The following is a 10,204-nucleotide window of genomic DNA, read 5'->3' as shown; positions in this document are numbered from 1 at the left end:
CGACGATAGCGGACAGGCGCGTCAGGTCGGCGGCGCTGGGGATCACACAGACAGTCTGAGCCATGCCTCAGACTCGCATGCCTCATGCCCCCTGTGAATCCTCTGAATGCGTCAATGCACTAGAAGTGCATGGCCCTCGCCACCGGCGGGGCGACAGAGGGTGAGCGCGAGGCGGGCCGAGCCGCAGCCGCCCGTGTGGCCGTGGCCGCTGGCCTGTCGTTCGAGGAGGCGGAGCGCCGCGCCGGTCGGGGTTTTGATCCGGGCAGCTTCGAGGACGCCTTGCCGGAAGCCGTGTCGCGCGGCGTGGCCAAAGCCTTCGCCGAAGCGATGAAGAAGGCCCGGGAAGCGGCGGCCCGCCAGCAGGCCCTTCGCGACGAGGAGCGCCGCGAGGCCGCCAGGGAGCGGCGCCGGCAGGCCAAGGCAGCAAAGGAGGCGTGGGCCGCCGCCGAACGCGAGATGGCCGAGTGGCCCGAGCGCGCCAAGGCCGAGCAAGCCGAGAGAGATCGCCTGTGGGCCGAACAACGTCGCGTCGCCGCGACCATGGAGGGAGCCGCCACATGACTGACCTATCCGCCAAGATCGCCCAGATGCTCCACACCGGCGACGGCATCGCCGGCCGCTGCGACCGCAACGACTTCCCCGCGATGGTCGACCTGATCCTCGAGCACTACCCCGAAGCGACCTGCGACGAGATCGTGCGTGGCTACCGCATATCGATCGAGCTTCTTGTGCAGGAGAAGGCGGAGGCTATGGTAGGGAGCCCCCGGTGAGAGCACCCTTGCCTGGGCACGCATCAGGGCCCGGGCGGACGACATGTACTCGTCGATCGCGTCCGGGTGCCGAGAGATGGGCTGGCAGGAGCCCACCTTCTACTGAAGGACGGATCGGGCCTTCTCACGGATAGCAGCAGCTAAGAATGCGGTCGATTAAAAGACATAGATTGGCAGTGCATTTAATAGTCTTTCGTCAATACAAAATATAATTATGCAGATGATTGACTCTGTGATGGTTATCGATGAAAAAATAGTCCTGTCATCCGAAGCAATATGGAAGCGCCAACCGCCTTTGAGATAAGCTAATTCACCACCTGCTTTCATTTCATTGATTACGATCTTGGCCTGCTCAATAGCCTCTTCAATATTATCGGCATACACCCCAACATCATCGACAAAAATCTCCCTGTCTCCGATTAGATCAAAGTAAAATCTATGCATACCTCGTCCTCCATATTGAGTGATCTCTCAGCATATGATTTGTTTTTTCTATTATAGTATTTTATCAAGCTTCGTAAATCTGAATATGCATGCATTAACATAGGATATATTCTAAAACGGCACATTAATACGGATTAACTGCTTTACATACGGCTCCGTCCGTGGCACCATAATAATAAGCATAATAGAATTTTGCTGATTAACAAAGATCCCTAGCTGTACCTCTAAAGGCTCACTGCGATGATCCCCCTTGCTAAACGCATTATCGAATTCGAAGATGGCGGCAAGGGTCAGGGTGGAAGCGACATAAAAACTCATGTTAGGTGGCAATTACAGAGGCTCTTGAATGCATCAACGCCGAAGGGCAAATTGCAGGACCGGACAAACTCAAGTGAAACATCTAGCGGCAGATCCTCCCCCCTGTGAGTTGCTGGGGACCGGCGATCGAGCGGTTGCCGAATGGATGGCCTGGGCCCGTGAGCAGATCCGATTGAGGGACTCGCTTGCGGAAGGAGCTGGGCCTGCATTTGATCGGCTGGCCGCCATCTAGGCCTGGGTCACGGCCCACAGTACCTGCATCGGCCTTGTGGGCCGCTCCCTGCCATCCGAGCCTGCCCCGATGCGGGCGGAATACGCCAAAAATCCACAACAGAGGCTCTACAGGCGTTTTCTGAGGCTTTCCGGTATCAAGGGCTCCCTGCCCGAACCGAGAAACGCCATCAGGAAGGTCCTGAGGGCAATCCGCGCGTTGCCGGGCGACGAGGGTGAGGTCCCCTGCTCCAATTGCCCCCGTTGGCTGCGATGGTCCTGGGCTGAGAAGGGTCATGGCTAGGTTGGCCATTCAACCCGCGTGCAGTTGCTCTTCCAGCAATGTCCCACCTATATACTCGCCACGTTCGCTACGAAATTTGTCCCCAAGGCATGGAGCTATGAAATATTAGATGAATATATCAGCTATTATTGTTGATGATAGCAAGCTTGCCAGGATGGTAGTAAGAAGATTAATTCAGAAGATTAAGCCAGAATGGGTGCTGTACGAGGCTGCTAACGCAGACGATGCACTCGCGATTGCAAATGAGAACCACATCGATGTGCTATTCGTGGACTATAATATGCCCGGTAAGAATGGTATCGATTTAGCAAAAGATATAATATCGGAAAAAAATAGCACCCCTATTGCAATCATATCAGCAAATATTCAAGATGAAATTATTGTAGAAGCCAGAAGAATTGGCGCATCGTTTCTGTCAAAGCCCCTGACTGAGGAAGCACTCTCCGGATTTCTATCAGGAGCAATGCTAAAATTACGCAAGGCAGGTAGGATTTCTGGGTAGCGAGACCGCCGATTGCCTGCAGGGGATGATGTAGGTGCGGGTGCGCCCGCCGCTGCCGGAGGTGCCGGCCAGGATCGTGCCGCGGGTCGCTGTTGACGCCGGTATCGGGGCGGGGATCCTGCCGTTCAGGACTCTTGGGCTGCCGTGAGACGGCCATTGACGGCAGGCCGGGTCTGCGTACATGAGTCGACCATGATGTCGGTCACCCAACCCGGTCATAAGCGGAAGACGCTCGGCGGCAGCTTCCTTGCCGGTCTGGGCGCGCTTGCGTCCATCTGGCCGGCTGCGCCTGTAGCCTCGCGCTACCCGCATCGTTCCGACCTCGAAGCACTTCGCGGCGATAGACAGCGGATCGGTGCCGATATGCGCCGCGTGATTGATCGCGAGCGCGCACGTGTCCAGGCGTCGAAGACCCGCTAACCCCCCGGCAGAGCCACAGCTTCCCGAGCAAACGGAGGCTTCCAGGCTTGAGGTTAACCAGTTCTGGCAAGGCCCTCTGCCGCCGCCTGCGATCCTTGAGCAGTTCCGCCAACTCGTTCCCGACGCCCCGAGCGCATCTTCAAGGCGTGGGAAACCGAGAGCGAGCACAGGCGCAGCTTCGAGATAGCCGCCTTGCGGGGCAATATCCGAACTGTCCGATATGGTCAGTTTAGCGCCGCAGCCTTCGCTTTGGCCGCTATGGGCGTTACTTGCTTCTGCGTCTGGATGGATCAGCCTTGGGTCGCCGGCATCGTAGGCGGCACTACCGTTGTTTCTGTTGTTGGTGCGTTCCTCTACCAGAGATTGAAGGGCGAATAGATCTGGCCGCTACGTAGCGTGGCGGCCGACTTAAGGTGACGCTGTTGCTCCTGCGACCCTGTCCCTCGGCGGCCTTGCGGCGCTTCTGCGCGCCTCCCCGACGCAGACAACATGGGTTAAAGGTTTCCTCCGAGGGAGAGGAACATGAACAAGCGGTTCGAGATGCTGGACCTCATGCGGACGATAGCCAACGGCCTCATAGGTGTCGAGGTGATGGCCGATTATATGGCCGAGGTTTCCGCTGAGTTGGACGCTGCAGGCGACAAGGACGCGGCCAACGTTCTGCGTATGCTGGCGCGCAACCACCGCGTTAGATTCCTGGAGCTGCAAGGCCAGCTCGCCGCTGCGAGCGTCGATTACGCCAGCCTGCGCCAGGGCGTGGACGGGGAAGCGTAAGGGCGCCTCCGCTCAGTGACGCACAACCCTGAAATCGTTGCTGAAACTACGCTACAATAACAAACGTTATTCGCATATTTTGCTAGTTCGATGAGGCAATTTTAACATGTGATGCATGTAATGACATAAAATTACCCTTGTGTATTTTGATCTAAGATGGTTGCAGACGCCAACCTGTAACCTAACTTCATCTTATCATCGGTGGATCAGAGACAGGTGCCGATGGCTGGGAGAGCCGTGAGCTTCCACCTGCAAACGCAAGGAGGAGGCGCAATGGCCCTCGCACCGAACCACTCCACGGACATGCTCATCCGCAAGCTGGACAGCATCGCGCGTCTTTCCGATGACGAGCGGCAGGCCATCGAACGCCTGCCCATCACGGTCAGGCCTTTGGTCTCGGGACAAGATATCGTGCACGAGCATGACCGGTCATTGCAATGCTGTCTTCTCCTGGATGGCTGGGCATGCCGCTACCAGCTGCTCAGCGAAGGCAAACGCCAAATTTTTTCGTTTCACATCCCGGGCGACATCCCCGACTTGCAGAGCCTGCATCTGCAGGTAATGGATCACAGCCTTTGTACACTGACCCCGGCTACGGTAGCGTTCATCCCTCACGCGGCCCTGCGCGATCTGACGGCCGCCTTACCGGGCATTGCGGCGACCCTCTGGCGCGACACCTTAGTGGACGCTGCCGTGTTCCGGGAATGGATGACCGGCATGGGCCGACGTTCAGCCTGCGAGGCGATCGCGCACCTCTTTTGTGAGCTGTACGTCAAGCTTGAAGCGGTCGGGCTGGCTGAGAACCACCGTTACCGGCTACCCGTCACTCAGGCGGAACTGGGTGATGCGCTCGGGCTCTCGAACGTGCACGTCAATCGCGTGCTGAAAGAATTGCGCGACAACAAGTTGATCACGCTGCACGGCGGTGGGCTGGATATTTTGGACTGGGCGAAACTAAGCAAGCTGTGCGGCTTTGACCCTACCTATCTGCATCTGGAGCGGCAGGCCGCATGAGCTTCCACCTTCAGCCCGTGCCGATTGCGACGGGCAGTGATGATACGGAGAGCCGGCTGGTGTTCGCGGATGGCTTCCTCGTGGCCGTGCTGGTTCGTCTCTCGGAGGATCACGGGGCCGAGGCAGGCCAGTGGTTCCTTGAGGCAGGGTTCGGCCGGGTTGATGATCCCCGTGAGCACAAGTTTGCCGATCTGGACGAGGCGCAGGCGTGGATCCAGCGTCGTCTGGACGGTCACTAAGCCATCGTGGCCAGACGCTTCGTGTTCGCCGCGACGTGCTCCCGGTATCGGGACACGACCGTATCGAACGACCCTCCGCCCATGAGTGTCCCGGCTGCCTCGATCGCGGCTGCGATTTTCTCGGTGACCATCGAGACCATTTCGTCTCGGGCATCCTGGCCACCCCAGGCGAGCCTAACCAGCCGAAGCTCGACGACCTTCTGAGCCTCGAAGGCCAGCAGCACGGTAGGACAGAACCACCACGCCCGGCCTATCATCTGACCCCGCTGAGCCTCGCGCCCTTCGTACTCGGCAACTGTAATGTCAGCGGATGCGTGGTCCAGCATCATGTATTCGATGTCGGCGGGACCAATAATTATCGCCACTCAACTGTCGTGTTGCACCGCACAAATTAACAATCTGCTTGAACATCAGGTTCCATGATGCCTGCACACTGGCACTAGTTCCACCCGTTGCCTTGGGTGAACTGCCCGATCTGCGACCCTGCCCCTCGGCAGAGCTTTGCGACGGTTTTGCGGTTCTGCCGGTCACAGGCCTACCCCTCGCCGTAACCGCTCTATCGCAGCCTCAAGGGGCGAACCTCCCCGCTCCTCACCCATAATCACCCGGCTTCCGCCTGTAGGGTGCTTTTGGGCGACTTGGGCCGATGGCATGGCCCTGGGGACGGCGACGTTTGGCGCTGACGTCCGTTGGGGCTCGGGACGCGGGATTTGGTCGCCTTGCCGGCGCCGGGGCTCCACGGGCCGCCTGAGCGCGGGCATTCGCTGCCGTGAAGGCTACGGCGTACTCCTCCCCGAACCGATGCAGGATCGCTCTGCGCTGAAGCCCGCCCTCGGTGCGTTGGTAGCGCTTGCCAGGATCGGGCTCGTATCGCGCCAAGAAGCCAACCTCGACGAGGACGGCGAGGGCGCCGCGCACCCGGGCTTCGGACAGGCCTAGGGCTTCGTGCCCGGCCAACGCCCTCCTATCGACCGGCAGCGCGCACAGCCGCCGCCGGGGGCTGCTCCAGAACCTCGCCAGGAAGTGCGCCAAGGCGAGGCAGGCAGCCGCGTTCTTCCGGCCACTAAGGGCCGTCTCAAGCCTGTCCGCGACAGAGCGCGGCAAGCGGTAGGCACACGTCATCGTTCGGCCCTCTCGGGCCGCGGTTCAGCATTCGGCGCCGCCGGCTGGCGGTCCGTTCACAAGGCAAGCCGTCCCCGTCACCGAAAGCGAAGCTTCGGATTGACTCGCACAGCGATTTTGAGGGATGATCCGTCTGTAGCGGACTGGATCAGCCCTTCGGGGCATCAGACCCCTGGCGGCCCTGGCAGGCTTCCGGGGGTCTCGCTTTTTGTGGCTGTCGTCGCGGCTGTGTTCCTTCAGCGACTCACCGGATGCGAGCCGCCCAAGCTGCCATTCGGCACGAACGGCAACGGTTCGTCAAACTCTGTCGGGGTTTGCGGCGCCACGGCGCGCGGGATAGGGCGCCCGATGCCGGCTCACTCGCCCACCAACCCCGAGTCGATCCACATCATCGCCCACGAGATCCATGAGCACTCCCGCCAGCGGGTCACGTGGTGGCGGACCTGGGGGATATGGACGTGGCCGATACCCGCGATGCCGAGCTGATCCATGCGGTCTATGACCGGGCGGGGGGCTTCGTGGCGATGAACCAGAGCCTAGAACGCAGAAAAGCTCGCCGCGGCGTTGGGCCGGGCGAGCTGGAGTGTGTCTTAGGAGATCGACCGATACGGTATTCTAAAATAAAATTGCGACATCAACCTGGATCAATCGTCGGTTATTTATTTGGATGCTGAGATCTCGGGCTGGTGCGACGGCCAGGGGCGCCGGCTCCGGCAGCGACTGCGCGATGAGGACCTGTTTTCCCGGATCCGGGTCACGAGGGTGGTGCTGGCCGCCGCTCACCGCGACCACGACACCGCCAACAACGAGGACGCCAACTTGGCGGCGTTCTGCCAGCGCTGCCACATGCTGCACGACCGCAACGAGCATCAGCGCCGCCGCTGACGCACTTTGTTCCAACGCAAGGCCATGGGCGACCTGTTCCATGGGCCGTATCCGGCCGCCTAAGATTTGGATCACTGTGCCAGGCGCACCGGCTGATCCTTCGGCGGACCGACGCCTGCTGGAACTGGCACGCTCGATCCGGCATAATTGGAGTTGATCGTGAGGTTGGCGCCGCCCTGCGTCTGGATTGTCCGGGCTACCACCACCGTCCAGGGCGACTGGTCGGCAACCTTGCTGTTGTTGCCGTTTACGCTCAAGTTCGCGTTTGGCAGGTAGACCGTACCGATGAGCTTGCGAGCATTGCTGGTCGAGATTTCAATATCGCCGGTGTAGCTGCGATCAGCAATCAGAACAAAGCCAGCATAGGGTCCGCTCTTGCGGCCCTCAAGTTGTAAGGCAGCACTGCCGGTGAACTGTGCCGTTGTGACTTTAAAGATCATCACAACGTCGGTACCGCTGATTGTGGCATTTCCACCAATAGTGAGACTTGGCCCTGCGAAATAGTGATCACCAGGCGCCAGCACGATGTTCGCCGTTCCGAACAGAGAAATAACGCCGCAATGCAGACCGGGTTTGAGGTAAGTGGTACTGCTTCCAAGGCTGAGAGAAAATGTATCGCAGAGGAGAGGCACCTCAATCTTCATTGCTGCGAATGGATCCGGCGCAGAAGGGGCGTCTGTCACAGGATCCGGACGAATTGGGCCTGAGGCGCCACCAGACGCGCGCGCCTCGCCGGCAGACAAGATGGTGCTCATGCCCGCTGTCATGTTGGAATTGCTATGGACCAAGCAATCGCTTGCTGTGATCGCAGAGTTACCCTGAAGCTTGATGCTAGTCCGGGTGCCCCCCTGGGAGCCGAGCACACAGAGAGGCTTACGTGCGGTGCGGATCGCTGTCGCGGAGGCTTGGAGGTTCCAGCCGCCCGGCGGTAGCAGGCTGCCGAAGAATGACGCCCGGTGAGCGGTCTGGTGCACCGTGACGGCGCGGGACGCGGCATCGACCGAGGCGGTCGAGACGATCGTCCAGCGCAGGCGCAGGGAGGCGGCCGAGCCGTCGGCGTAGAGGCGGGCACGCTCCGCCGTGGCGGCAGACTGGTCGACGCCGTACTCGCCCGCCCCCTGGAGCGCCGCCGCGTCGACGTTGCCTTGGAGCTTTGCCTTCGCGAGCATCACCTCGGTCATCTCGGCGACGCCGACCGCACCCATCGCCAGGATCGGGAGTAGGAGGCTGAACACGACAACCACAGTACCGCGCTGACACTGCCAGAACCGGCAACCGAAGCGTCGGACATGAGTGAGATTGATGGCCATCGTCAGACCAAGCGGATATCAAAATTTAGCCAATGCGCTGCGGAAGGTATCATTTGCCATGCTCAACCCAACAGGAATTAATTCTGATCGCTGATTTCAGAATTAATTCCTAACGCTTCGGCCGACGGCGCTGCGACGGGCTGATTTTTACGTGCCGGCTGCACGCTTCAATGGCGCACCCAGCAGGGTCTTTAGCTCAGACGCTTCAGGCTGCCGGGGCAGGGGTCGGTGACTGCGCCTGAGCGGCGGCGCCTACGACCAGACGTGCAGCTCCGTGGCGGTAAACGGCGGGGTCCAGGGCGATGACGAGGCGTGACAAGCGTGGACCGAGCCAGGGCCGCCCGAAGCACCACGATGACACCCCGCTGCCGCGGCCGAAGCCGGACGAGCCGATCCCGCCCGAAGCCGCCGAGGGCATGGGCCTGCCGCTGAACGACGACGAGCGCAGGAAGCGGGCGGAGGCCTTGCGCCAGAGTAGGGAGCGACGCGAATGGTAGCCTCTTAATGGTAGCCTCTTGTTGAGTGCGGCAGCCTGCGCCACCTCACCGACGACGAGCTAGACCGGACATCATCGGGGCCCTTCACAAGCCGGTTGCCGGGCACAGCAGCGTCATGGCCGCGATCGAGCATTATCGCGGGGCCGACAACCCCGACGAGCAGGCCATCTGCGATATGCTCATCGAGCACTTACCGATCATCCGGACCGTGATTGAGCGCCAGTACCCAACCGCCGCTTGACCGGCCAGCCGAGCTTCTCAAGGGTTGTGCTCGCGTGGCCGACGAGCACGACGCGGGGGTGAGGCGACGGGGACGCGGAAGGAAGCGGGGCGTCGGCGAAGGCAACGTTCTCTGACAGACCAAGGCACCCATGGTGCATGGGCCGCTGGTTCGGCGAGGGCATTTGCGCCCAACCCGTTCCCGTCCACAACGGCCGGCGTTGCCTGCCAGCGCTGGGGCCTGCGCGAGATCGAGTTCGAGGCGATGCAGGTCGCATCCGCCGGGCTGCCGTGTCTGATGGTCGCCCTGACGCGCCTGCCGGCCGGGGAGCCGCTGCGCCAGGAGATCCTGCGGACACCAGCCCAGGTCCTCTATCTGCTCCACCATAGCGAGAGCGGCCAGATCGTTGGGGCGGTTCTGCATGAAAAGCCCCGCGGGGCGCTGCCGCCGTTCGTCAAACCTAGATCCGCTCCGCAATAGCCGAGGCGGTCGCGCGTTAGCGCACAGCAAATCGATCTGTTCGAAACCTTACTGTTGATGAAATTTTGAATGACATGCCAAAACAAGGCTTGACCCGTCCTGCAGAGCACCCGCTATCTTAGCTGCGCAGAAAAATAGATATCTTGGGTCTCGCACATGGATGACGTCACAAAGCACGACGCCGATTTCATCGGCCTCGCCGCCGACATCGTCGGCGCCTACGTCTCGAAGAACAGCGTTCCGGTCTCCGAGTTGCCGGGCCTCATTGCGGCAACTCATGCCGCACTGATGAAGCTGACGGCTCCGCCCGCGCCTGAGCCCGTAAAGCCTGAGCCCATCATCCCCATCCGCAAGACGGTCACCTCCGACCACATCATCAGCCTGGAGGACGGCAAGCCGTACCGGACGCTGAAGCGGCACCTCGCCGGGCGCGGGCTGATCCCCGAGGCCTACCGCGAGAAGTGGGGTCTGCCGCACGACTACCCGATGGTCGCCGCGACGTATGCTGCCCACCGCTCCGAACTCGCCAAAAGCCTCGGCCTCGGCCAGATCCGGCGCGATCAGGCGGCTACCTAGTGCCTTGACTCAAACGGATGGTGCAGCGTTGCCGTTGACGGCATCGAGGATGGCGGCGGCCGGCTTGGTCCAGACGAAGGGCTTCGGCCTGCCGTTGTGCTCGGCGATGTAACGGTTGA

14 protein-coding genes and 1 pseudogene are annotated in these 10,204 nt (G+C 60.8%); 12 read left to right on the top strand and 3 right to left on the bottom strand.

Annotated features, from left to right (window positions below):
• The first annotated feature begins 129 nt into the window (after window positions 1-129).
• Window positions 130-561: a hypothetical protein gene (locus FF100_RS36050; protein WP_139040815.1), complete on the top strand. Its 432-nt coding sequence runs from the start codon at window positions 130-132 to the stop codon at window positions 559-561.
• Window positions 558-770 (top strand): hypothetical protein, encoded by a 213-nt coding sequence (locus FF100_RS36045; RefSeq protein ID WP_139040813.1) that lies wholly within the window; start codon window positions 558-560, stop codon window positions 768-770. The genes FF100_RS36050 and FF100_RS36045 overlap by 4 nt, the downstream gene beginning before the upstream one ends.
• A gap of 156 nt (window positions 771-926) precedes the next feature.
• On the opposite strand, the gene FF100_RS36040 is transcribed toward FF100_RS36045, so the two are convergent.
• Window positions 927-1,214, bottom strand: a complete 288-nt coding sequence (locus FF100_RS36040; RefSeq protein WP_139040811.1) for a DUF6894 family protein — start codon at window positions 1,212-1,214, stop codon at window positions 927-929.
• Between the two features lie 941 nt (window positions 1,215-2,155).
• On the opposite strand from FF100_RS36040, the gene FF100_RS36035 reads away from it, so the two are divergent.
• The 5 genes from FF100_RS36035 (at window position 2,156) to FF100_RS36015 (ending at window position 4,995) form a co-directional block, all read left to right on the top strand.
• A complete protein-coding gene (locus tag FF100_RS36035; protein ID WP_139040807.1) occupies window positions 2,156-2,548 on the top strand; it encodes a response regulator transcription factor in 393 nt (130 codons plus the stop codon).
• Between the two features lie 192 nt (window positions 2,549-2,740).
• Complete coding sequence (locus FF100_RS36030; RefSeq protein ID WP_139040805.1) at window positions 2,741-2,968, top strand: hypothetical protein; 228 nt, start codon at window positions 2,741-2,743, stop codon at window positions 2,966-2,968.
• Between the two features lie 522 nt (window positions 2,969-3,490).
• Window positions 3,491-3,742, top strand: a complete 252-nt coding sequence (locus tag FF100_RS36025) for a hypothetical protein (RefSeq protein WP_139040803.1) — start codon at window positions 3,491-3,493, stop codon at window positions 3,740-3,742.
• 237 nt (window positions 3,743-3,979) lie between these two features.
• Window positions 3,980-4,756, top strand: coding sequence for a Crp/Fnr family transcriptional regulator (locus FF100_RS36020; protein WP_342779050.1), 777 nt, complete (start codon window positions 3,980-3,982; stop codon window positions 4,754-4,756).
• Window positions 4,753-4,995 (top strand): hypothetical protein, encoded by a 243-nt coding sequence (locus tag FF100_RS36015; protein WP_139040800.1) that lies wholly within the window; start codon window positions 4,753-4,755, stop codon window positions 4,993-4,995. Before FF100_RS36020 ends, FF100_RS36015 begins: the two co-directional genes overlap by 4 nt.
• On the opposite strand, the gene FF100_RS36010 is transcribed toward FF100_RS36015, so the two are convergent.
• Complete coding sequence (locus tag FF100_RS36010) at window positions 4,992-5,252, bottom strand: hypothetical protein (RefSeq protein WP_139040817.1); 261 nt, start codon at window positions 5,250-5,252, stop codon at window positions 4,992-4,994. The two genes, FF100_RS36015 and FF100_RS36010, sit on opposite strands and share 4 nt — an antisense overlap.
• A 1,531-nt stretch (window positions 5,253-6,783) precedes the next feature.
• Here FF100_RS36010 and FF100_RS38230 point away from each other — a divergent pair.
• Window positions 6,784-7,002, top strand: a pseudogene (locus FF100_RS38230) (hypothetical protein); the annotation flags it as partial.
• A gap of 71 nt (window positions 7,003-7,073) precedes the next feature.
• Here the strand turns inward: FF100_RS38230 and FF100_RS35995 are convergent.
• Window positions 7,074-8,312, bottom strand: coding sequence for a TadE/TadG family type IV pilus assembly protein (locus tag FF100_RS35995; RefSeq protein WP_139040798.1), 1,239 nt, complete (start codon window positions 8,310-8,312; stop codon window positions 7,074-7,076).
• A 302-nt stretch (window positions 8,313-8,614) separates the two neighbouring features.
• On the opposite strand from FF100_RS35995, the gene FF100_RS35990 reads away from it, so the two are divergent.
• The 4 genes from FF100_RS35990 to FF100_RS35980 all read left to right on the top strand — a co-directional run bounded on the left by FF100_RS35990 (window position 8,615) and on the right by FF100_RS35980 (window position 10,085).
• On the top strand, window positions 8,615-8,809 hold the full coding sequence (locus FF100_RS35990; RefSeq protein WP_139040797.1) for a hypothetical protein: 195 nt from the start codon (window positions 8,615-8,617) through the stop codon (window positions 8,807-8,809).
• Between the two features lie 115 nt (window positions 8,810-8,924).
• Window positions 8,925-9,050, top strand: a complete 126-nt coding sequence (locus tag FF100_RS38470) for a hypothetical protein (RefSeq protein WP_281287366.1) — start codon at window positions 8,925-8,927, stop codon at window positions 9,048-9,050.
• A 243-nt stretch (window positions 9,051-9,293) separates the two neighbouring features.
• The gene (locus FF100_RS35985; protein ID WP_139040795.1) at window positions 9,294-9,509 is read left to right on the top strand and encodes a hypothetical protein; all 216 of its coding nucleotides are present in this window, start codon (window positions 9,294-9,296) and stop codon (window positions 9,507-9,509) included.
• 156 nt (window positions 9,510-9,665) lie between these two features.
• Complete coding sequence (locus FF100_RS35980) at window positions 9,666-10,085, top strand: Ros/MucR family transcriptional regulator (RefSeq protein WP_139040793.1); 420 nt, start codon at window positions 9,666-9,668, stop codon at window positions 10,083-10,085.
• Window positions 10,086-10,204 lie beyond the last annotated feature (119 nt).

This window comes from Methylobacterium terricola (assembly GCF_006151805.1).
In the GTDB taxonomy this organism is placed as follows: domain Bacteria; phylum Pseudomonadota; class Alphaproteobacteria; order Rhizobiales; family Beijerinckiaceae; genus Methylobacterium; species Methylobacterium terricola.
The sequence above is the reverse complement of the archived record's forward strand: the minus strand, read 5'-3'. Positions and strand labels throughout refer to the sequence as shown.

Coding starts and splice junctions, on each gene's coding strand:
- FF100_RS35995 (WP_139040798.1), bottom strand. CDS start 8,312: ATGGCCATCAATCTCACTCATGTCCGACGCTTCGGTTGCCGGTTCTGG.
- FF100_RS36015 (WP_139040800.1), top strand. CDS start 4,753: ATGAGCTTCCACCTTCAGCCCGTGCCGATTGCGACGGGCAGTGATGAT.
- FF100_RS35990 (WP_139040797.1), top strand. CDS start 8,615: ATGACGAGGCGTGACAAGCGTGGACCGAGCCAGGGCCGCCCGAAGCAC.
- FF100_RS36045 (WP_139040813.1), top strand. CDS start 558: ATGACTGACCTATCCGCCAAGATCGCCCAGATGCTCCACACCGGCGAC.
- FF100_RS38470 (WP_281287366.1), top strand. CDS start 8,925: ATGGCCGCGATCGAGCATTATCGCGGGGCCGACAACCCCGACGAGCAG.
- FF100_RS35980 (WP_139040793.1), top strand. CDS start 9,666: ATGGATGACGTCACAAAGCACGACGCCGATTTCATCGGCCTCGCCGCC.
- FF100_RS36035 (WP_139040807.1), top strand. CDS start 2,156: ATGAATATATCAGCTATTATTGTTGATGATAGCAAGCTTGCCAGGATG.
- FF100_RS36030 (WP_139040805.1), top strand. CDS start 2,741: ATGATGTCGGTCACCCAACCCGGTCATAAGCGGAAGACGCTCGGCGGC.
- FF100_RS36050 (WP_139040815.1), top strand. CDS start 130: ATGGCCCTCGCCACCGGCGGGGCGACAGAGGGTGAGCGCGAGGCGGGC.
- FF100_RS36040 (WP_139040811.1), bottom strand. CDS start 1,214: ATGCATAGATTTTACTTTGATCTAATCGGAGACAGGGAGATTTTTGTC.
- FF100_RS35985 (WP_139040795.1), top strand. CDS start 9,294: ATGCAGGTCGCATCCGCCGGGCTGCCGTGTCTGATGGTCGCCCTGACG.
- FF100_RS36010 (WP_139040817.1), bottom strand. CDS start 5,252: ATGATAGGCCGGGCGTGGTGGTTCTGTCCTACCGTGCTGCTGGCCTTC.
- FF100_RS36025 (WP_139040803.1), top strand. CDS start 3,491: ATGAACAAGCGGTTCGAGATGCTGGACCTCATGCGGACGATAGCCAAC.